This is a genomic window from Erwinia persicina NBRC 102418 (assembly GCF_001571305.1).
Classification (GTDB): domain Bacteria; phylum Pseudomonadota; class Gammaproteobacteria; order Enterobacterales; family Enterobacteriaceae; genus Erwinia; species Erwinia persicina.
This window is the reverse complement of record NZ_BCTN01000001.1, coordinates 105,779-126,772: the sequence shown is the minus strand read 5'-3', so window position 1 is coordinate 126,772 and position 20,994 is coordinate 105,779. Positions and strand designations below refer to the sequence as shown.

Genomic DNA, 20,994 nt, shown 5'->3' with positions numbered 1-20,994 from the left:
TTGCACATTATTTTATAGGGAGGCAAAAGGCTCACCCGCGGTCACGGGTGAGCAGCAGGGCAGTGCGTCAGGCTAAGTCCCAGGCTCCACACGCGGTGACGTCCGCGCTGCCGGACCAGGCAAACAGCGACAGCTGACGCTGCCCGGGGAAAATACGGCTGGTCAGGCAGGCGTCGCCATCGTTGACAAACACTTCCACCGAGGAGCGGTCAAAGAAGATGCGCAGGGAGAGCGTATCCCCGGCAGGGAGCGCGACGCTGCGTTCGCCACTCAGACCGCAGAGCGGATAGTGACGTGCCAGCACCAGGCGCTGGGACTGGCTGTCAACATACAGGCGCAGACCGTCTGACAGGCTGATGCCGTACTGTTCCGCATCGCTGGTGGCCCGGTTCCAGCTGACGAGCACCTCACTGGTTTCACAATTTTCCATGACGCACTGCTGCTGGTTTTTCAGCCTCCCGGCAGGCCACGGATGCCAGCGCTGGCGCAGGCATTCCACCTCTCGCGCCGGGGTCATCTGCAGACGATGATCGGCCGTCAGGGTGAGCTCCCGGGGCAGGGTAAGCATGCCGCACCAGCCGTCCTGCTGCTCTGGCATCGCTGATTCCCAGGTGTTCATCCACGCCATCACCATCCGGCGGCCGTCCGGTGTGACAAAGGTCTGCGGGGCATAAAAATCATGGCCGCGATCCAGTTCGGTGAAGTCACCCTCTTGGGTAAAGTCGGCCCCCGGCTGCCAGTGGCCGACAATATAGCCACTCTGGAACAGGTTGCGGTGGTCATAGCCCCGGGCCTGGATGCCCTGGGGAGACATCAGCAGGATCTGTTTGCCTGCCAGAGTGAAGAAGTCCGGGCACTCCCACATAAAGCCGAGGTGCGGCGGGGCCTCAGCCAGTATCCCGGCATCTTCCCAGCGGTGCAGATCGTCAGAGCGGTAAAGCCTGACCTGCCCGGTATGCGCTTCACGGGCACCGACCACCATGTACCAGTGCCGTCCTTCCCGCCACACTTTAGGATCGCGGAAGTGATGCAACCCGGCAGGGGTGTCCAGCACCTGACCCTGTCGGCTGAAATGGATGCCATCCCGGCTGGTGGCGAGACACTGCACCTGGTAAAGGTTATCGTCACTGGAGGGGTCGCCGTGAAATTTATGGCCGGTGTAAATCAGCGCCAGCTCATCGCCGTTGACCACTGCTGAACCAGAAAAACAACCGTCTTTATCTTCCGGCCCTTCCGGTGCCAGGGCGACGGGCAAATGCTCCCAGTTGACCAGGTCAAGGCTGCGCGCGTGGCCCCAGTGCATCGGCCCCCACTGCGTGGAGTAGGGATGATGCTGATAAAAGGCGTGATACCAGCCGTCAAACCATACCAGCCCGTTCGGGTCGTTCATCCATCCCGCCTGGGGAGCAAGATGATAGCGGGGATACCAGCGGAGGGTAATCTGGTCGCGCTGGCGGATCAGCGCCTGTTCAGCATCTTCAAGTCGAAATGTCATCACTGTTCACTCTTGAGTGGTGAGAGGGAAGAAGGGGCCGGAGGCGCGCCTTCTGATAAGGATTTCTGATTACGCAGCAGAAAGACGGAGAAAAAGGTGGTGCAGAACACCATCAGCCCCATGATCAGGTAGGACTGAGCAAAGCCATATTTCTCGTAGCTGTAGCCCGCCAGCGGGGACAATACCGTTGCAATCACCGAGCTGGTGCAGGCAAAGCCCACCAGGTACAGGGTTGAGGAGAGGCGTTTGTCAAAATGCAGGCTGTTGTATTTAAAAATGGACACCAGCAGCACCGGCAGTTCCAGCGCGTGCAGCAGTTTGGTGATGGAAATCAGCAGCGGGCCTTCCACCATACCTGACGCCACCATGCGCAGCGCCATCACCATCCCGGCAAAGATCAGCCCGTTTTTAGCGCCGATACGGTTTACCAGCCACGGGGCGCAGAACATGCCGGCGGCTTCCAGAAAGACCTGGAAGGAGTTCAGGTAGCCGAACATGGCATTGCCTTCGCGCAGGGTGGGGAACTGGGAGGCGAAGTAGACCGGGAACTGCTGATCGTACACCCCATAAATACAGGTGCCGACCACGAAGAACACCAGTGCCCAGAAGCGGGGCAGGGTCAGTAAGCGCAGGGCATCTTCCAGGGTCACTTTACTGATGCCGGTTTCCAGCTTTTCCAGGCTGGCGGGGGTGCTGACGTTAAGCCGCGCCAGCAGGATAAAGAACACCACGCCAGAGCAGGAGGCCACCAGGAAGTTAAGTTTCGGGTTGAGATTAAACAGCAGTCCGGCGAAGAAGGTCGCCACCGCCCAGCCCAGCGAGCCCCACATGCGGGCTTTACCAAACTCAAAGGTACTCTGTCGTGCCACGCGCTCGGTATAAGACTCCAGCACGCCGATGCCGCCGTTAAAGGTCATGCCCACAAACAGTCCGCCGAAGATGCTGCCGGCTAAGATATTGATTTTCAGCAGGTAGCCGAACAGTAAGAAAGCCGGGCCGGAGAGGATCAACAGGGCGGTCATGTACCACAACAGGTTTTTCCGTAAGCCCAGCCGATCCTGAATAAAGCCGTAGCAGACCTGCGCGCACAGCGCCGACACCGACAGCACAGAGAAAATAATCCCGGTGTCCGAGGCCCGCATCCCCACTTCCTGATGCAGCCAGATGGAAAACAGCGAGCTGGAGGAGGACCAGCTCACGAAGAAGAAGAACAGCAGGGCGCTCAACAGCGGATAACTACGAGAATGATGTTTTTTCATCATTATGGTCTCAGTAAGGAAGATGGCGCATGATAACGTTAACATTATGGGGTTGAGCAGCGTATTGGCGGCGATATATGATGTTAATCACAGAGGTTAACGTTAACATTATCAAACTGAGACGGCGATCAACTTTTTTGACGGTGTGAGAGTGGTTTCGGCGGCGGGGGTCAAAATATCGCAGGCTCCTTTTTACTTCATAAAGGGAGTTGTATAGCCTTACGCACAGTCGTGGACGGCGATGGCTTAAATCAGGACAGAAGGTTATGGCGTCATTAAAAGATGTGGCACAGCGTGCAGAAGTTTCCCTGATGACCGTTTCACGGGCACTCAACGCCCCTGAGCGGTTAAAGCCTGAAACGCTGATCCGGGTGCAGGCGGCGATCCGGGAGCTGAATTACGTGCCCGATCTGTCAGCCAAAAAGATCCGTGGCGCACGTGCAACCCCCAGAACCATCGGCGTGCTGGCGCTGGATACCGTGACCACGCCTTTTTCGGTGGAGATCACCCTGTCGATTGAGGAGACGGCGCGGGCGCACGGCTGGAACAGTTTTGTGGTGAATATGTTTTCGGACGACAGCCCGGAAACCATGGTCGATCTGCTGCTTTCCCACCGGCCGGGCGGCATTATTTACACGACAATGGGCCTGCGGCAGGTGCCGGTCCCGGAAAAGCTGCTGACGCTTCCCTGTGTGCTGGCCAACTGCGAAAGCCTGCACCAGCCGGTAGCCAGCTATATTCCGGACGACGAGCAGGGGCAGTATGCCGGGGCAAAAGGGCTCTTCGCCGCCGGGTATCGCCGTCCCCTATGCCTGCATCTGCCGTCCCAGCATCTGGCCACGCGCCGGCGTCGTCAGGGGCTGGATCGTGCCTGCCATGAAGCCGGTATTGACCCGGAGAGTCTGACCCACCGCTATATGACCTATGGCGATGAGCATTACCGCGATATCCCGGCCAGCGTCCTGTCGCAGTTTTCCCGGGGGAAACCCGTTTTTGATTCGGTGATCTGCGGCAATGACCGGGTGGCGTTTATGGTTTATCAGACCCTGCTGGCGCACGGCGTTCGTATTCCCGAAGAGGTGGCCGTGCTGGGGTATGACAATATGGTGGGTATTGGCGATCTGTTCCTGCCGCCGCTGTCGACGGTGCAGCTTCCGCACTATGATATTGGCCGCCTCAGTGCGCTGCATATCATCAACGGTCAGACGCATCAGAACACGGTCCGCGTTCCCAGCCCGTGGCTGGAGAGAGCGTCGATTGCCCGCAGGCCAGCCTGATGGCGATGGCCTGCGCCTGCCCGCCAGACGTTCAGCGGGCAGATACTGGCGTTAAAACGAGGTCCACTCCTCTTCTGCCGCTTTAGCCGGTCGGGACGGCACGGCCAGCGCTGGCGTCTGCGCCGCGCCGCTTACCCACTCACCTTCGTGCACCTGGCTGGCGGAGGTTTTAAAGATAGCGACCATCTCACTGAGTTTTTTCGCCTGCTGTTCCAGCGAAATGGCGGCAGCCGAAGACTCCTGAACCAGCGTGGCGTTCTGCTGGGTGGTGGAGTCCATCTCGGTGACGGCTTTACCGATTTGCTCAATCCCCTGACGCTGCTCACTGGAAGAGCTGGAAATTTCGTCAATGATCTGGCTGACGTGGGTCACCGAACTGACGATATCCTCCATGCTGGCTCCGGCGCGGTTGACCAGCTCCGTCCCGGTACCAATGCGCGCCACGGAATCATTGATCAGCGATTCAATTTCTTTCGCGGCATCCGCGCTGCGCTGCGCCAGCGTTCTGACTTCGCCCGCGACCACGGCAAACCCGCGTCCCTGTTCACCCGCTCTGGCGGCTTCTACTGCCGCGTTTAGCGCCAGAATATTGGTCTGGAAAGCAATACCGTTGATCACGCTGATAATCTCGGTGATCTTCTTCGAACTGGTCGCAATACCGTTCATGGTACTGACCACTTCACCCACAATCTGACCGCCTTTACGTGCATCGGCACTGGCGCTGGCAGCCAGTTTGCTGGCCTGCTGGGCATTATCGGCGTTTAACCGTACCGTCGAGGTCAGCTCCTCCATGCTGGAGGCGGTTTGTACCACTGCCGCTGACTGCTGTTCGGTGCGGGAAGCTAAGTCCGTATTTCCGGCGGCAATCTGTGACGAGGCGCTGGCAAGGTGGCTGACGCTTTCACGGATCCCCGAGATCATATCGCGCAACCGCGTATTCATCGCCCCCATGGTTTGCGTCAGTCTGCCAAGCTCATCCGTTGAGGATGCCGTGATCTGTGCCGTCAGGTCGCCTGCGGAAATACGCTGGGCCAGCGCCAGGTTTTCACCAACGGGACGGGTGATCTTACGGGTGATGACCCAGGCTGTCAGCAGTCCGGCAACCACGCCCGCCAGCGACAGGGCACTGATAATCATAATGGTGTTAACAATCAGCTGATTATTGAAGTCTGCCTGAGCTTTGATCAGCTCCTGGGTCGACCGGTTCAGCGACTCTGCGCCGGTGCCCATGGCGTCGGCAGCTTTCTGCGTGGCGGCGATGGCGGGCAGGAAGGTGTCAACGGCGCTTTTCAGCGCCTGATAGCGTTCCCATGCCGGGGTCAGCACAGCGCGGGTGCTGTCGGAGGCGCTGGTCTGGGCATCACTGTACAGTGACTCCGCGTGGGTAAAGGCCTGTTCGAAGCGGGATAAGGCGTCCGGGGTATGCTGGACCACCAGGTTATCTGCCGCTTCACTGAGCAGGGTTAAGGCAAACAGCAGGTCATAGAGTCTGGCACTGACGTCAGCCTCGGGCGCGGTATTCTGAATCTGGCTTTGCAGGTCAGCGATGGTGCGTTTATCGCTGTACTGGTGGACTTTCTGTGACAGCTGATTGCTCTGAACGCTTTTCTCATGGAAGGTGGTACGCAGCTGGCTGTAAGTACGGATCAGGCCACCGAGCTGCTCGAAGTGGGCCTTAGTGTCCCCGCGCCAGTTATACCTGCCGGCCTCGCTGTGCAGTGCCTGCATGGACTGGATGGCTTCACCGTTTTCTTTCATTTTCTGTTCGTCACCGGTGTGCATATAGAGCAGGCGGTTTCTTCTGGCGGTATCCAGCAGATTGCCAATGTCGTTGGTGATCTGGGTTTTTATCGAGTTACGTTCAATGGATTTTAAAGAAGAAATACTGTATCCGGATATGCCAATAATGATGGCAATCAACAGAATAAAACCTGAAAACAGTTTTTTTCCTATTGAGTAATTATTGAAATCAAATGCGCGCGTAATCATATTAAATCCCTTATAAACATAATTAATGGTCTTGGAGGTATCTCTTCCCCAGGCGTATTTTTTAAGACATTGCTTCGAAGAACCTATCGGCCTGATGAAAGCGATCATTAATGTTTATTTACAATTTAGCGCTAAATGTTTTTATCCTGCTGAATTTAAACCAATGATTTTAATTGTGATGGATTGACAGCCAGGCCGGGGATAAAGCGAAGCGGCGGACGAGGATGCGCGAAAAGAATAAACAGCCAGGGAGGTGGTTATTCGCCGGCGCAGGGTTGGAAGGTCGCGGGAGGTTTTGGGCGCAGACAGCGAGCCTGCACCCGGGTGTTTTCGCTCAGTTCAGTGCGGCAAACACCTAACGTTTACGTCTGTCCGGAATAATCAAATCGCCCCTCAGCACGCAGGCACCGAGCATATCCTGTGTTTTTTGCGTCAGCCAGCTGACGATGCGCGCGGCCATGGCGTCCATTGAATATTCAATGGAGGGAATGGTCGGGATGCCCGGCAAATCCAGCGAGCCCGCCAGGCTGAAGATCATAATATCGCCGGGTACCGCCTTATTAAACGCCTGGAGCTGGCTGATGACCCGCTGTGCCTCCTGCTCGTCTGCCACCAGCAGAGCATTGAAGTTGACGGTAATGGCATTGTTCAGCAGTACCTGCACCGCCACAGAGGAGGTGGTGGAATCCATAAACACCAGATTACGGTTAAATGGCAAAAAATTGTTTTCCAGCGCCAGCTTGTAGCCGAGCAAAACCTGGTCGGCGTGGCCCCGGGTATCCGGGTGGATCAGGGCAATCTGGCGTCGTCCCTGGCTGATCAGATAATTGCAGGCAGTCTCCGCGGCGAAGGCGTGATCAAACTGGATGCTGTTCGGCGTGTCGGCATCGACACAATCAATCAGGATCACGTGGTCATCGGCAATATCCAGCGGGAAGCGGGCACCGATAATCAGGATGTCGTCACACAGCCCGCAGGACAGTTCATCCAGCGCATTCATCACTCCGGCTTTGCTGTTAGCAAAGCGCAGCAGCAGATGTTTCTGGTGCTGACTGAGCTGTTTTTCCAGCGCGTAGAGGTAGCCGGTGGTCTGATTGATGTTTTCCTGGGCGCAAATCACGCCAATACAGCCGGTAGACTGGGAGAGTAAAGACTGGGCAATGACATTCGGCCGGTAGTTGAGCTCTTCAGCGGCCTGTAACACCGCCAGGCGGCTGGCTTCTTTCACCCCGCGCGACCCGCTCAACACCCGTGATACGGTGGCTTTGGACACCCCAGCCAGACGCGATACATCGTTGATTGTTGACATTTATCTCCCCTGAACGCCGCGATATCAACCGGCCAGACTGGCCGCAATAATGGCGCAAAATTCGCCACCGCCAGTATAGCGTCTTCCTCAAATCATGGAAACGGATTTTCCATATCATCTCAAAAGTGTCCATATGGGCGGTAATACTGTGATGTGAATCGCGGAAAAATCCCTTTTCAGTAGGGCTTTATGATGAGGTTCACAGTTCTGTTTCCGCTTGATGGAAAACGGTTTCCGTATGGTGTCCAATCGTTTCCACATTTACGTTCCATTACATTTTGAGGTGAAGGATTTATGGTCAGGATTATGCTGTGCTGCTCTGCCGGGATGTCGACCAGTATGCTGGTCAGGAAAATGGTCGAGGCAGCGAAGGAAAGGGAGCTGGAGGTGGATATTGAAGCCTATGGCGTTGCCGAGTTCGATAACCAGTTCCCACACTATCAGGTCGTACTGCTGGGGCCTCAGGTCAAATATATGTTGAAAACCCTGTCAGAAAAGGCGGCCGCGCAGGGCATTCCCGTTCAGCCCATCGATCCGATGGACTACGGCATGCAGCGCGGCGACAAGGTGCTGGACTTCGCGCTGTCTTTGATTAACGCGGTTCACTAAAAGGTGTTCATATGAGTTCTGTATATCAGTCAATGATTGCCGTTATCGAGCAATCGATTACCCCGCTGGCGGGGCGTCTCGGCCAGCAGAAGTATGTCATTGCCATCCGCGACGGCTTTACCGCCGCGCTGCCGTTTATGATCATCGGCTCGTTCATGCTGGTGTTTATCTTTCCGCCGTTCTCGGCGGAGACCACCAACAGCTTTGCCCGCGGCTGGCTGGACTTCTCCCTGACTTACCGTGAACAGCTGATGCTGCCGTTTAATCTCAGCATGGGAGTCATGACCTTCTTTATCTCGGTGGGGATCGGTGCCAGCCTCGGGCGCCAGTTTAATCTGGATCCGGTGATGGCCGGCCTGCTGGCCTTTATGGCGTTTCTTCTGGTTGCCGCCCCTTATTCTGACGGACATATTTCGACGCAGTATCTCTCCGGACAGGGGATTTTCACCGCGCTGATCACCGCCATCTACTCCACGCGGGTTTACGCCTGGCTGAAACAGAACAACATCACTATCCGCCTGCCGAAAGAAGTACCGACCGGGGTGGCGCGTTCCTTTGAAATCCTGATCCCGGTGGTGGTGGTGATGGGGACGCTGCATCCGCTGAATCTGTTTATTGAAGCGCAGACCGGCATGATTATGCCGCAGGCAATCATGCATCTGCTGGAACCGCTGGTGTCGGCATCAGATTCCCTGCCGGCTATTCTGCTGTCCGTGCTGCTGTGCCAGATCTTCTGGTTCGCCGGCATTCACGGTGCGCTGATTGTGACCGGGATTATGAACCCGTTCTGGATGGCCAACCTGTCGGCTAACCAGGCGGCACTGGCGGCGGGTTCAGCCTTACCGCACATCTATTTACAGGGCTTCTGGGATCACTACCTGCTGATCGGCGGGGTGGGTTCCACGCTGCCGCTGGCCTTCCTGCTGTTGCGCAGCCGCGTCACCCATCTGCGAACCATCGGCAAAATGGGCGTGGTGCCGAGCTTCTTTAATATCAATGAGCCGATCCTGTTTGGCGCGCCGATCATCATGAACCCGATGCTGTTTCTGCCGTTTATCTGCGTACCGATGGTTAACGCCTGTCTGGCCTATGGCGCAACGAAACTGGGCTGGCTGGCACAGGTGGTATCCCTTACGCCGTGGACCACACCTGCACCGATAGGGGCGTCCTGGGCGGCGAACTGGGCCTTAAGTCCGGTAATAATGTGCCTGATTTGTATGGTGATGTCGGCGCTGATGTACCTGCCGTTCCTGCGTGCCTACGAGCGCTCGTTACTGAAAGCCGAAGAGCAGAAAGTACAAAGTGCTGCCGCGCCCTCAGGCGAAACGGTTCGCACCAACTGATAATCATGGAGAGTAAAACGATGAAATACAGATTTCCCGACAATTTCTGGTGGGGCAGCGCCAGCTCCGCGCTGCAAACCGAAGGGGAGAGCCAGCCGGGAGCCCGTGGCGAAACCACCTGGGATGCCTGGTACGCCAGCCAGCCGGGGCGTTTCCACCAGCAGGTGGGGCCGCAGGATACGTCGACTTTTTACCAGCACTGGCGTGACGACATTGCGTTGCTGAAACAGCTTAACCACAACAGTTACCGTACTTCGCTGAGCTGGTCGCGGCTGATCCCGGACGGTACGGGCGAGGTGAACCCGCAGGCCGTGGCATTCTACAACCACGTGATTGATGAACTGCTGGCGCAGAGGATCCAGCCGTTTATTACCCTGTTCCACTTCGACATGCCGATGGCGATGCAGAGGCTGGGCGGCTGGGAGAATCGTGACGTGGTGGCGGCGTTCAGTCGCTATGCCAAAATCTGCTTTGAGCTGTTTGGTGACCGCGTGCTGCACTGGTTTACCTTCAATGAGCCGATTGTCCCGGTGGAAGGCGGATATCTGTATGACTTCCACTATCCCAACGTGGTGGATTTCAAACGGGCGGCAACGGTGGCCTACCACACGGTGCTGGCCCATGCGCAGGCGGTACGTGCGTTCCGGACAGGATCGTTCCCCGGGGAAATTGGCATTGTGCTCAATCTCACCCCGTCCTATCCGCGCTCCCAGAATCCGGCGGATGTGACAGCAGCACACCACGCCGACCTGTTGTTTAACCGCAGTTTCCTCGACCCGGTGCTGCGCGGCGAATATCCGGTGGATCTGATGACGCTGCTGCAACGTTACGATCAGCTACCGGCCTGCCAGCCGGGGGATCGGGCATTAATCGCAGAGGGCAAAATCGATTTGCTGGGGATTAACTATTACCAGCCGCGTCGCGTGAAGTGCCGTGACAGTGCGGTGAATTTACACTCGCCGTTTATGCCGGAATGGTTATTCGATAATTACGAGATGCCCGGCAGGAAAATGAATCCGTACCGTGGCTGGGAAATATACGAGCCGGGCATATATGACATCCTGACTAATTTACGTCTTAATTATGATAATCCGCGCTGCTTTATTTCTGAGAACGGGATGGGCGTGGAAAATGAGCAGCGATTCACAGAGAATGGCCAGATTCAGGACGATTACCGTATTGAATTTGTCACCGGACATCTTAAATGGCTGCATAAAGGGATCGCTGAAGGCAGCCACTGCCTGGGCTATCATATGTGGACGTTTATTGATAACTGGTCATGGTGTAACGGTTATAAAAACCGCTACGGCTTTGTGCAACTCGATTTAGCCACGCAGCAGCGCACGGTGAAGAAAAGCGGAGAGTGGTTTGCCCGCACGGCCGCAGATAACGGATTCGGTGAAGGAGACAACAATGATTGATTTAGAAGAGGCGGTGATGGAGATCATCGTCAACGCCGGGCAGTCGCGCAGCCTGTGCTTTGAAGCCCTGCACGCGGCGCGCAGCGGCGATATCACACACGCGAAAGCGTTGCTGACTGAAGCTGATGGTTTCTCACGTCTGGCCCATCAGATGCAGACAAAGCTGATTGAACAGGATGCCGGAGAAGGGCGTCAGCCGATGACCTTAATAATGGTTCATGCACAGGATCATTTAATGACCTCGCTGCTGGCACGCGAGTTATCCGAAGAAATTATTCACTTATATCAGCGTTAATAGTGATTCCTCAACCACAGGAGAAACGTGAAATAGCCCAAAATAATTCAATCTGACGATAGCCTGATACCTTACTTTCAAAATAACAGCACTCACGCTGCTTTATCAGCGCGGCCTCGTGCCGGCTGATAAAAGGCAGAGTCATAATGAGAATATTATGAAACTAGTTAATCAATTGCCGGTTACCCTGGCGGTGATGGCCGCCCTTTGCTCTGGAAACGTCGTTGCACAAGAATTTACGCAGGAACAGATAGACGCCATCGTGGCAAAAGCGGTGGATAAAGCCTTAGCCGAACGTCAGGCTAAAATTGACGGGGCCGTCGATAAGGCCCTGGCCGATCGCCAGGCCAAAATCGATAAGGCCGTGGCGAAAAAAGCTGATGTGATCACCGAACCGCAAACCCCGGCGCAGTCACCGGATATGGCGATCCCGTTTGGCGTGCAGTTTACCGGGTATGCCCGCTACGGGGCGCAGTTCCAGGGCGGTGACCAGAAATTTGTCGGGGTGGATGGCTCCTATAACGGCTCCTCCGCCATCGGTCGCCTGGGCAACGAAGGCAACGGCGGCGAGTTCCAGCTTTCCAAAGCGTTTAAGGGGGATAACGGCGCCATCTGGGACGTCAACGTGATGATCGACCACTGGGGCGATGAGGTGAACCTCAAGAAGGCTTACGCGGGCGTCACCAACCTGTTTGACTCGAATCCCAACGCCTACCTGTGGGCCGGGCGCGACTTCCATCAGCGCCCACAGCAGGGGATTAACGACTACTTCTGGATGAACCACGACGGCCAGGGGGCCGGGGTGAAAAACTTCGAACTGGGTGGTGTGAAGTTTGACGTGGCGACGGTGGCTGCCGTTGAGGCCTGTAACCCGGAAATCATGGACGAAGAGGGCAACCCGTCACGCATCAACTGTACCGGCGGATCGGGGACCGGTGATAAAGGCAATTATGCGCTGACCTCGAAAATACACGGCATGAAGGTGGGCCCGCTGGATCTGGAGCTGTATGCCAATTACGGCTTTGACTCTAAGGCTGTCGAAAGCGAGGAGCGGCTGAAGGCCTGGCAGGGCGGTGCGGTACTGAGTCACACCGGCGAAAACGGCGTGAATAAAGTGATCACCCGTTACTCGAATAACGCCGACAACAGCGTGTTCAACAAAACCGATGAGCTGACCACCGTCTACGCCAGCTTTGAAGGTAACTATAAGTTTACCCAACAGGCGCAGGTGGAGTATCTGCTGGCCTTCCACGATTATTCCAATAAAGCGGATAACACCGACGACCGCCGCAACTACGGCGCGATTGTCCGGCCGATGTACTGGTGGAACGACGTGCATTCGACGTGGCTGGAAGCTGGCTATCAGCGGGTGGATTACGACCAGGGCGGCGATAACCACGGCTGGAAGCTGACGCTGTCGCAGAACGTATCGATTGCCATGGGGCCGGAATTCCGTCCTATGCTGCGCTTCTATGTGACTGGCGGCGAGGTGGATAACAAGCGCACCGCACGGATTAACGGCAATGATGACGATACCCAGCTGGATTCGTTCAACGTCGGCGCGATGTGGGAAGCCTGGTTCTGATCAGGATGTAAGACCAGGCCGTTTTTGAGCAGCACGTGATACGGTGGCGCTTCTCCCCCTGGCGTGAACACCAGAGACAGTGCCTCAGCCTGCGGTAAGCCGGATGTCACGCGCCACGGATGGCGCATGTTGAGGGGCATCAGGGGGCCTCTCCGGCTCTGCCAGGGCTGAGCGCAGACGGTGGTTTGTCTTTCCGCCTCAGGCCGCAGCCTGGTCCTGCGGCAGGGGGATATCCGCGCTGATGCGAAGCCCGTCCCGATCAAACACCATGCACTGGTGAGGATAGAAGGCGGGACGCAGCATTTGGTAGGGCCGGAAATGGACATCGCCCGGCAGCAGCATTTTAAAGCCGTCCTGGCCATATACCTGACCGAACAGATAAGTGTTATTACCCAGCCTTTCCACCACTTCACAGTGGAAGTCGAGATGGAGCGGGGCCTCGCTGTTGACCCGCAGATGTTCCGGACGGATGCCCAGCATCAGCTCCTCTCCTGGCTGCAGTAAGCGTGCCGGGGCGGGCAGCACCAGCCTGTTGGCCCCTTCATTCACGGTGACGGTCAGCGCCTCTGCGCTACAGTGCTCAACCTGTGCGGGCAGGAAATTCATCTTTGGCGAACCGATAAACCCGGCTACAAAGCGGTTGACCGGGTTGTAATAGAGTTCCATCGGTGAGCCGACCTGTTCCACCTTGCCGTAGTTCATCACCACGATTTTATCGGCCAGCGTCATGGCCTCAATCTGATCGTGCGTGACATACACCATGGTGGTTTTCAGCTCCTGGTGCAGTTTCGCGATGTGCAACCGCATATCCACGCGCAGTTCCGCATCCAGATTCGATAGAGGCTCATCAAACATAAACACCCGAGGGTTACGCACGATCGCCCGGCCAATCGCCACACGCTGACGCTGGCCGCCGGAAAGCTCTTTCGGCTTGCGTTCCAGCAGGTGAGAAAGTTGCAGCGTCTTGGACACCATCTCCACCTGATGGCGAATTTTGTCTTTCGGCACGCCGTTGACCTTCAGACCGTAACCCATATTGTCGGCCACCGTCATATGCGGATAGAGCGCGTAGGACTGGAACACCATCGCGACACCCCGGTGGGCGGGGGCCACGTCATTCATTAGCTCATCTCCGATCAGGATCTCGCCGTCACTGACCTCTTCCAGCCCGGCAATCAGCCGCAGCAGGGTCGATTTGCCACAGCCTGAGGGGCCGACAAACACGGTGAATTCACCGTCTTCAATATCCAGTTGAATATTATTGAGCGTTTCTGTTTTGCCAAAACGCTTACACACGTTTCTCAGTCTGATGCTGGACATGCGGATCCTCATCGAAAAGGGGAATGTAGGGAAAAATGTATTACGTATTACAATTTAGTGGTGTGACACGCGAACCCTTGTGGCATCTGGCTTGACTATAAACCCCTGCTGCAGTGCACCCTAGAGTCGATTTTGATTTCTGTAATACCGATCACATATTAGCGAGAACGGGGTGGAGGCCGCGCCTTGTTCCGCGTAGCGTATGACATCAACACGCTGTAACACTTTTCCTTCTGCAAGTCCCATTTATCGGGCGCTGCGCTGTAGCGATAAGAATCACAGCGACATGAAAAACGGATAAATGTTATACCTTCACATGAGGTCAGCAATGAAAGTCAAAACCCGCATCACTCTGCTCCTGTCAGCCCTGGTATTGGGACAGGCTGCCCACGCCGCACAGCAACTGACTGTCTGGGAAGATATTAAGAAGTCGGACGGTATTAAAACGGCCATCGCTGATTTTCAGAAGCAGTTCAACGTCGAGGTCAAGGTGCAGGAAATGCCCTTTGCCCAGCAGATTGAAAAGCTGCGTCTGGATGGCCCGGCCGGTATCGGCCCTGATGTGCTGGTGATCCCGAACGACCAGCTGGGCAGCGCAGTGGTGCAGGGCCTGCTGTCACCGATCAGCGTCGATGCGGCGCATCAGGCGGCCTACACCCCGTCAGCAATGGCGGCCTTCATCCAGAATAATGTCGTCTACGGGGTGCCGAAGGCGGTGGAAACGCTGGTGCTGATCTACAACAAAGACCTGTTGCCGGCCCCGCTGAAAACCCTGGATGAATACCGTGAATTTTCTAAAAAGCAGCGCGAAGCGAAGCAGTACGGCCTGCTGGCGAAATTTGACCAGATTTACTACAGCTGGGGAGCCATCGCGCCGATGGGCGGCTACATCTTCGGTAAGGACGGGAAGGGCGGGCTGAACACCCAGGACATCGGGCTGAACACCGCAGGCAGCGTCGACGCCGTCACCTACCTCAAGAGTTTCTTCACTCAGGGCCTGCTGCCGTCCGGCATTCTCGGTGATAACGGCCTGAATGCCATCGACTCGCTGTTTACAGAGAAAAAAGCCGCCGCGGTGATCAACGGCCCGTGGGCGTTCCAGCCTTACCAGTCAGCGGGCATTAATTATGGCGTGGCACCGCTGCCTTTGCTGCCTAACGGTAAACCAATGAGTTCGTTCCTTGGCGTGAAGGGCTATGTGGTTTCCACCTGGAGTCAGGACAAAGCGCTGGCGCAGCAGTTTATCCAGTTTATTAACCAGCCGCAGTACGTCAAAGAACGCTTCCAGAAGACCCAGGAGATCCCGCCGGTGGTCGCGCTGATGAACGATCCGCTGATTAAAAACGATGAAAAAGCCAATGCCGTGGCCGTGCAGGCGGAACGCGCCGTTGCCATGCCGGGTGTGCCTGAGATGCAGGAAGTGTGGGGCCCGGCGAATACCGCGCTGGAACTGAGCGTGACCGGTAAGCAGGAGCCAAAAGTGGCGCTGGATAACGCGGTGAAGCAGATCACCATGCAGATTGAAGCGATGCAGGCCAGCAACCAGTAAGCCGGGCTCACCAAACGGCACGAATGAAGAAGGATAATGCTGTGATGATTTCCCCCAGTGAAAAACTGATGCTCAACAAGCGCACCCGGCAGCACGCGCTGACGGGCGCACTGCTGGCGCTGTTACCGGGTTTCGGCCAGTTTTACCACCGCCAGTGGGCGAAGGGGATCTGTTTTCTGATCCTGCTGACCAGCTTTTACGGTGTGTTTCATAACTTTCTGCAGCAGGGGCTGTGGGGGCTGGCGACGCTGGGGGAACAGGTCCCCCGCGATAACTCCATCTTTCTGCTGGCAGAGGGGATCATCAGCGTACTGATCATCGCCTTCGGCATTACGATTTGGGGGCTGTCGGTGCGCGACGCATGGCTGAACGGCTGTCGTCGCGATGAGGGAAAACCGCTGCACGGCGTGCGCAAACAGTATCAGCTCCTGCTGCGCGAGGGCTTCCCTTACCTGATGATCACCCCGGGGTTTATTCTGCTGGTGTTTGTGGTGGTGTTCCCGATCCTGTTTGGCTTCGCCATCGCCTTTACCAATTACAACCTCTATCACACGCCGCCGGCCAAGCTGGTGGACTGGGTAGGGCTGAAAAACTTCGTCAACATTTTCACCCTGTCTATCTGGCGATCAACCTTCTTCGACGTGCTGCAGTGGACGGTCGTCTGGACGCTGCTGGCCACCACGTTGCAGTGCTCGGTGGGGGTGATGCTGGCGATCCTGGTTAACCAGAAAGACCTGCGTTTTAAACCGCTGATCCGCACTATTTTTATTCTGCCCTGGGCGGTGCCCGGCTTCGTGACCATCCTGGTATTTGCCGGCATGTTTAACGACAGTTTTGGCGTGATTAATAACGCGATCCTCGACTTCTTTGGGATTGCGCCAAAGGCGTGGATGACCGACCCGTTCTGGACCAAAACCGCGCTGATCATGATGCAGACCTGGCTGGGCTTTCCGTTTGTCTTTGCCATGACGACCGGCGTGTTGCAGGCCATCCCGGATGATCTGTATGAAGCCGCAATGATGGACGGTGCCGGCCCATGGACGCGCCTGCGCACCATCACGCTGCCGCTGGTGATGTACGCCATTGCACCGATCATCATCACCCAGTACACCTTCAACTTTAATAATTTCAACATTATCTACCTGTTTAACAACGGCGGGCCGGCAGTGGCGGGATCGAACGCGGGCGGTACCGATATTCTGGTGTCGTGGATCTACAAACTCACCATGTCGTCGTCGCAGTACGCGATTGCCGCCACCATTACGATTCTGCTGTCGATCTTTGTGGTCGGTCTGGCGCTGTGGCAGTTCCGCGCCACCAAATCGTTTAAACAAGATGAGATGGCATAAGGGAGCATCATGGCTAAGTCAGTGAGTATCAAACGCGAAAAGTGGCTGCGCCTGTCGCTTACCTGGCTGGTGGTACTGATGGTGTCGGCCATCATTATCTACCCGCTGGTGTGGACGGTAGGGGCATCGCTAAATGCCGGTAACAGCCTGCTGAGCAGCTCCATCATTCCGGAGAACGCCTCGCTACAGCACTACCGCGACCTGTTCAACGGCACGGTGCCGTACCTGACGTGGTACTGGAATTCGATGAAAATCAGCTTCTTCACCATGGTGCTGACCTTAATCAGCGTCAGCTGCACGGCCTACGCCTTCTCGCGCTTTCGCTTTAAAGGGCGGCAGAACGGTCTGATGCTGTTTCTGCTGTTGCAGATGATCCCGCAGTTTTCAGCACTGATTGCCATCTTTGTGCTGTCGCAGCTGCTGGGATTAATCAACAGCCACCTGGCGCTGGTGCTGATCTACGTCGGCGGCATGATCCCGATGAATACCTACCTGATGAAGGGCTACCTCGACGCCATTCCGAAGGATCTGGATGAGTCTGCGCGCATGGATGGCGCCGGGAATTTCCGCGTCTTTATTGAAATTATCATGCCGCTGTCAAAGCCCATCCTCGCGGTGGTGGCGCTGTTCTCCTTTACCGGGCCGCTGGGGGATTTCATCCTCTCCAGCACCATCCTGCGCAGCCCGGATCAGTTCACGCTGCCTATCGGTTTATACAATCTGGTTTCGCAAAAAATGGGGGCCAGTTACACCACCTACGCGGCGGGGGCCGTGCTGATTGCCGTTCCGGTCGCCATCCTCTACCTGGCGCTGCAGAAATACTTCGTTTCAGGCCTGACTTCAGGAAGTACAAAGGGATAAATCATGACACCAAAAACGCTGTTTCTCGCCCTGGCCATGGTCTGGGCTTTGCCTCTCTTCGCCGCGAATCCGCCGGCAATCCCTGCTCTCGGGCCGGTGCCTGCGGACTTTGTTAAGGGCGCGGATATCTCCACACTGCCCGAACTGGAGAAGCTGGGCGTTAAATTTTACAACGCTGACAATCAGTTACAGGATCCGATTGCCATTCTGAAGGCGAACGGTATCAACACGCTTCGCCTGCGGCTGTGGGTGGACCCTTATGATGCCAGCGGTAAAGCGTACGGCGGCGGGACCAACGATCTGCCCACCACGCTGGCGCTGGCGAAGCGCGCAAAAGCGGCAGGTATGCAGATCCTGCTGGACTTCCATTACAGCGATTTCTGGACCGATCCGGGCAAGCAGTTCAAGCCAAAGGCCTGGGAAAAACTCACCTTCCCGCAGCTGGAAACGCGCATTCATGACTATACCCGCGACACCATTGCGCGCTTCAAAGCCGAAGGGGTGCTGCCGGATATCGTGCAGATCGGTAACGAACTGAACGGCGGCATGCTGTGGCCGGAGGGCAAAAGCTGGGGGCAGAACGGCGGCGAATTTGACCGTCTGGCCGGGCTGCTGAAAGCGGCGATTAGCGGCCTGCGGGAAAACCTCAGCGATCCGTCTCAGGTCAAAATCATGCTGCATCTGGCGGAAGGGACGAAAAATGACATGTTCCGCTGGTGGTTCGACGAAATTACCCGCCGTCAGGTGCCGTTCGATGTCATTGGCCTGTCGATGTACACCTACTGGAACGGCCCGATCAGCGCGCTGAAAGCCAATATGGATGATATCAGCCAGCGCTATCAGAAAGACGTGATGGTGGTGGAGGCCGCCTACGGCTACACGCTGAAAAACTGCGACAGCGCGGAGAACAGTTTCCAGGCGAAAGAAGAAAAAGACGGGGGGTATCCGGCTACCGTTGCGGGTCAGGCCGCCTATCTGCATGACCTGATGCAGGCGGTGCTCAGCGTGCCGAATCACCGTGGCAAGGGCGTGGTTTACTGGGAGCCGATGTGGATAGCCGCACCGGGCAATACCTGGGCCACGCCAGAAGGGATGAAGTACATCCACGACGAGTGGAAACAGGGCAACGCCCGTGAGAACCAGGCGCTGTTTGACTGTCAGGGCAAAGTACTGCCGTCAATTCAGGCTTTCCATTAATTTACAGGCCTGAGGGCCGGTGTCGCTGACACCTCTGAGGAACCGTTATGTCTAAATTCCCCCCGCTTTCTGCCGGCGTTAACGCGCTGCTGCACGGTGCGGATTACAATCCCGAACAGTGGGAGAACTCGCCGGGCATTATTGATGACGATGTTGTGATGATGCAGCAGGCACACTGTAATGTCATGTCGGTCGGGATCTTCAGCTGGGCCAAACTTGAGCCGGAAGAAGGCCGCTATGACTTTGGCTGGCTGGATAACGTACTGGAAAAGTTGCACCAGAAGTCGATTCGGGTGTTCCTGGCCACGCCAAGCGGCGCACGCCCGGCGTGGATGTCGCAAAAATACCCTGAGGTGCTGCGCACCGGTCGCGACCGCGTGCCCGCGCTGCACGGCGGGCGTCACAATCACTGCATGACCTCGCCAGTGTACCGGCAAAAAGTGCAGGCGATGAACGTGCAGCTGGCCACGCGCTATGCGCATCATCCGGCGGTGATTGGCTGGCATATTTCCAATGAGTACGGCGGCGAGTGCCACTGCGATTTCTGCCAGCAGGCTTTTCGCGGCTGGCTGCAGCGCCGCTATGGCACCCTGGAACAGCTCAATCATGCCTGGTGGAGCGACTTCTGGAGCCACACCTACACCGACTGGTCGCAGATTGTCTCGCCCTCGCCGCAGGGGGAGTCATCGATTCACGGCCTGAACCTTGACTGGCGGCGCTTTATGACCGACCAGGTGACTGACTTCTGTGCGGAAGAGATCAAACCGCTGAAAGCGGCCAACCCGTCGCTGCCTGCGACCACCAACTTTATGGAGTATTTCTACGACTACGACTACTGGAAGCTGTCGCAGCCGCTGGATTTTATCTCCTGGGACAGTTACCCGACGTGGCATAACGAGAAGGATGAAACCACGCTGGCCTGCTACACCGCCATGTATCACGACCTGATGCGCACGCTGAAACAGGGTAAACCGTTTGTCCTGATGGAGTCGACGCCGGGTGCCACTAACTGGCAGCCGACCAGCAAGCTGAAAAAACCGGGAATGCATATCCTGTCGTCACTGCAGGCCGTGGCTCACGGGGCGGATGCCGTGCAGTACTTCCAGTGGCGTAAAAGCCGCGGGTCGGTGGAAAAATTCCACGGTGCGGTGGTGGATCACGTCGGTCACCTGGACACGCGCATCGGCCGGGAGGTGACGGAACTGGGCCGGATGCTGGCGGCGATGACCCCCGTGCAGGGCACCCGTGTGGACGCGAAAGTGGCGATTATTTTTGACTGGGAAAGCCGCTGGGCGATGGACAATGCTCAGGGGCCGCGCAATATCGGCCTGCACTATGAGCGCACGGTGACAGAACATTACCGCACCTTCTGGGAGCAGGGCGTGGCGGTAGACGTGATCAATGCTGACGCGGATCTGAGCGGCTATACGCTGGTCATCGCGCCGATGCTGTATATGGTCCGCGACGGCTTTGCCACCCGGGTGGAGCAGCTTCTGCATCGGGGCGGGCAGTTTGTTGCCAGCTACTGGACGGGCGTGGTGAATGAAAGCGATCTCTGTCATCTCGGTGGGTTCCCGGGGCCGTTGCGACCGCTACTGGGGATTTGGTCAGAGGAGATTGACAGTCTGACGGATGAAGAGAGCAATGGCGTACGTGCCCTTGCCGGTAACGAGCTGGGTTTACAGGGCACGTATCAGGCACGTGAGCTTTGTGAACATATTCACCTGGAAGGGGCGACGGCGCTGGCGGTCTATGAAAGTGATTTTTATGCCGGTAAATCGGCGGTCACCGTCAACCGCGTGGGCGAAGGGCAGGCGTGGTACATCGCTTCGCGTAACGATCGGGCGTTTCACCGTGATTTCTACGGTGCGCTGATCACCCGGCTGGCTCTGCCGCGTGCGCTGGCGGTCGACTTCCCGCCGGGCGTTACCGCGCACCGACGTACCGATGGCGAGCACAGCTTTGTCTTCCTGCAGAACTATACGGCGCAGACACACGCCGTCACGCTGCCTGCGCATATCTCCGACCTGATCGACGGTGCGCCGCTGACCGGCACGCTGAGTATTCCCCCCTGGGGCTGCCGCGTGCTGCGCGCCCCGCTGTAACTGTTCTTTCACTGGCGGGCCACGGGCCCGC

16 protein-coding genes are annotated in these 20,994 nt (G+C 56.8%); 11 read left to right on the top strand and 5 right to left on the bottom strand.

The window, feature by feature from the left end; all coding sequences use genetic code 11:
- Window positions 1-67 precede the first annotated feature (67 nt).
- Window positions 68-1,495, bottom strand: a complete 1,428-nt coding sequence (locus tag EPE01S_RS00590; protein ID WP_062742635.1) for a glycoside hydrolase family 32 protein — start codon at window positions 1,493-1,495, stop codon at window positions 68-70.
- On the bottom strand, window positions 1,495-2,757 hold the full coding sequence (locus EPE01S_RS00585; protein ID WP_062742634.1) for an MFS transporter: 1,263 nt from the start codon (window positions 2,755-2,757) through the stop codon (window positions 1,495-1,497). Before EPE01S_RS00585 ends, EPE01S_RS00590 begins: the two co-directional genes overlap by 1 nt.
- A 263-nt stretch (window positions 2,758-3,020) precedes the next feature.
- Here EPE01S_RS00585 and EPE01S_RS00580 point away from each other — a divergent pair, with 263 nt between their 5' ends.
- Complete coding sequence (locus EPE01S_RS00580; RefSeq protein ID WP_062742633.1) at window positions 3,021-4,031, top strand: LacI family DNA-binding transcriptional regulator; 1,011 nt, start codon at window positions 3,021-3,023, stop codon at window positions 4,029-4,031.
- A gap of 51 nt (window positions 4,032-4,082) precedes the next feature.
- Here EPE01S_RS00580 and EPE01S_RS00575 read toward each other — a convergent pair whose 3' ends face one another.
- Window positions 4,083-6,020 carry a methyl-accepting chemotaxis protein gene (locus tag EPE01S_RS00575; RefSeq protein ID WP_062742632.1) on the bottom strand — a complete coding sequence of 646 codons (1,938 nt, stop codon included), beginning with the start codon at window positions 6,018-6,020 and terminating at the stop codon, window positions 4,083-4,085.
- 355 nt (window positions 6,021-6,375) lie between these two features.
- The gene (locus EPE01S_RS00570; RefSeq protein ID WP_062742631.1) at window positions 6,376-7,329 is read right to left on the bottom strand and encodes a LacI family DNA-binding transcriptional regulator; all 954 of its coding nucleotides are present in this window, start codon (window positions 7,327-7,329) and stop codon (window positions 6,376-6,378) included.
- 294 nt (window positions 7,330-7,623) lie between these two features.
- On the opposite strand from EPE01S_RS00570, the gene EPE01S_RS00565 reads away from it, so the two are divergent.
- The 5 genes from EPE01S_RS00565 to EPE01S_RS00545 all read left to right on the top strand — a co-directional run bounded on the left by EPE01S_RS00565 (window position 7,624) and on the right by EPE01S_RS00545 (window position 12,582).
- Window positions 7,624-7,938, top strand: coding sequence for a PTS sugar transporter subunit IIB (locus EPE01S_RS00565; RefSeq protein ID WP_062742630.1), 315 nt, complete (start codon window positions 7,624-7,626; stop codon window positions 7,936-7,938).
- An 11-nt stretch (window positions 7,939-7,949) separates the two neighbouring features.
- Complete coding sequence (locus EPE01S_RS00560) at window positions 7,950-9,281, top strand: PTS sugar transporter subunit IIC (RefSeq protein ID WP_062742629.1); 1,332 nt, start codon at window positions 7,950-7,952, stop codon at window positions 9,279-9,281.
- Between the two features lie 20 nt (window positions 9,282-9,301).
- The gene (gene gmuD, locus EPE01S_RS00555; protein ID WP_062742628.1) at window positions 9,302-10,702 is read left to right on the top strand and encodes a 6-phospho-beta-glucosidase GmuD; all 1,401 of its coding nucleotides are present in this window, start codon (window positions 9,302-9,304) and stop codon (window positions 10,700-10,702) included.
- Window positions 10,695-10,997: a PTS lactose/cellobiose transporter subunit IIA gene (locus tag EPE01S_RS00550; RefSeq protein WP_062742627.1), complete on the top strand. Its 303-nt coding sequence runs from the start codon at window positions 10,695-10,697 to the stop codon at window positions 10,995-10,997. Before gmuD ends, EPE01S_RS00550 begins: the two co-directional genes overlap by 8 nt.
- Before the next feature lie 157 nt (window positions 10,998-11,154).
- The gene (locus tag EPE01S_RS00545) at window positions 11,155-12,582 is read left to right on the top strand and encodes a carbohydrate porin (RefSeq protein ID WP_062742626.1); all 1,428 of its coding nucleotides are present in this window, start codon (window positions 11,155-11,157) and stop codon (window positions 12,580-12,582) included.
- 198 nt (window positions 12,583-12,780) lie between these two features.
- On the opposite strand, the gene EPE01S_RS00540 is transcribed toward EPE01S_RS00545, so the two are convergent.
- Window positions 12,781-13,902 (bottom strand): ABC transporter ATP-binding protein, encoded by a 1,122-nt coding sequence (locus EPE01S_RS00540; protein ID WP_062742625.1) that lies wholly within the window; start codon window positions 13,900-13,902, stop codon window positions 12,781-12,783.
- A gap of 328 nt (window positions 13,903-14,230) precedes the next feature.
- On the opposite strand from EPE01S_RS00540, the gene EPE01S_RS00535 reads away from it, so the two are divergent.
- From EPE01S_RS00535 to EPE01S_RS00515, 5 genes are read left to right on the top strand one after another with little or no spacing between them, the layout of a single operon-like run.
- The gene (locus tag EPE01S_RS00535) at window positions 14,231-15,451 is read left to right on the top strand and encodes an extracellular solute-binding protein (RefSeq protein WP_062742624.1); all 1,221 of its coding nucleotides are present in this window, start codon (window positions 14,231-14,233) and stop codon (window positions 15,449-15,451) included.
- Between the two features lie 41 nt (window positions 15,452-15,492).
- Window positions 15,493-16,800, top strand: coding sequence for a carbohydrate ABC transporter permease (locus tag EPE01S_RS00530; protein WP_062742623.1), 1,308 nt, complete (start codon window positions 15,493-15,495; stop codon window positions 16,798-16,800).
- A gap of 9 nt (window positions 16,801-16,809) precedes the next feature.
- Window positions 16,810-17,661 (top strand): sugar ABC transporter permease, encoded by an 852-nt coding sequence (locus EPE01S_RS00525; protein WP_062742622.1) that lies wholly within the window; start codon window positions 16,810-16,812, stop codon window positions 17,659-17,661.
- Window positions 17,662-17,697: 36 nt separating this feature from the next.
- Complete coding sequence (locus EPE01S_RS00520) at window positions 17,698-18,858, top strand: glycoside hydrolase family 53 protein (RefSeq protein ID WP_062743074.1); 1,161 nt, start codon at window positions 17,698-17,700, stop codon at window positions 18,856-18,858.
- A gap of 47 nt (window positions 18,859-18,905) precedes the next feature.
- Window positions 18,906-20,963 carry a beta-galactosidase gene (locus EPE01S_RS00515; protein ID WP_062742621.1) on the top strand — a complete coding sequence of 686 codons (2,058 nt, stop codon included), beginning with the start codon at window positions 18,906-18,908 and terminating at the stop codon, window positions 20,961-20,963.
- Window positions 20,964-20,994: the final 31 nt, after the last annotated feature.

Coding starts and splice junctions, on each gene's coding strand:
- EPE01S_RS00585 (WP_062742634.1), bottom strand. CDS start 2,757: ATGATGAAAAAACATCATTCTCGTAGTTATCCGCTGTTGAGCGCCCTG.
- gmuD (WP_062742628.1), top strand. CDS start 9,302: ATGAAATACAGATTTCCCGACAATTTCTGGTGGGGCAGCGCCAGCTCC.
- EPE01S_RS00580 (WP_062742633.1), top strand. CDS start 3,021: ATGGCGTCATTAAAAGATGTGGCACAGCGTGCAGAAGTTTCCCTGATG.
- EPE01S_RS00540 (WP_062742625.1), bottom strand. CDS start 13,902: ATGTCCAGCATCAGACTGAGAAACGTGTGTAAGCGTTTTGGCAAAACA.
- EPE01S_RS00565 (WP_062742630.1), top strand. CDS start 7,624: ATGGTCAGGATTATGCTGTGCTGCTCTGCCGGGATGTCGACCAGTATG.
- EPE01S_RS00545 (WP_062742626.1), top strand. CDS start 11,155: ATGAAACTAGTTAATCAATTGCCGGTTACCCTGGCGGTGATGGCCGCC.
- EPE01S_RS00515 (WP_062742621.1), top strand. CDS start 18,906: ATGTCTAAATTCCCCCCGCTTTCTGCCGGCGTTAACGCGCTGCTGCAC.
- EPE01S_RS00525 (WP_062742622.1), top strand. CDS start 16,810: ATGGCTAAGTCAGTGAGTATCAAACGCGAAAAGTGGCTGCGCCTGTCG.
- EPE01S_RS00535 (WP_062742624.1), top strand. CDS start 14,231: ATGAAAGTCAAAACCCGCATCACTCTGCTCCTGTCAGCCCTGGTATTG.
- EPE01S_RS00570 (WP_062742631.1), bottom strand. CDS start 7,329: ATGTCAACAATCAACGATGTATCGCGTCTGGCTGGGGTGTCCAAAGCC.
- EPE01S_RS00590 (WP_062742635.1), bottom strand. CDS start 1,495: ATGACATTTCGACTTGAAGATGCTGAACAGGCGCTGATCCGCCAGCGC.
- EPE01S_RS00560 (WP_062742629.1), top strand. CDS start 7,950: ATGAGTTCTGTATATCAGTCAATGATTGCCGTTATCGAGCAATCGATT.
- EPE01S_RS00575 (WP_062742632.1), bottom strand. CDS start 6,020: ATGATTACGCGCGCATTTGATTTCAATAATTACTCAATAGGAAAAAAA.
- EPE01S_RS00550 (WP_062742627.1), top strand. CDS start 10,695: ATGATTGATTTAGAAGAGGCGGTGATGGAGATCATCGTCAACGCCGGG.
- EPE01S_RS00520 (WP_062743074.1), top strand. CDS start 17,698: ATGGTCTGGGCTTTGCCTCTCTTCGCCGCGAATCCGCCGGCAATCCCT.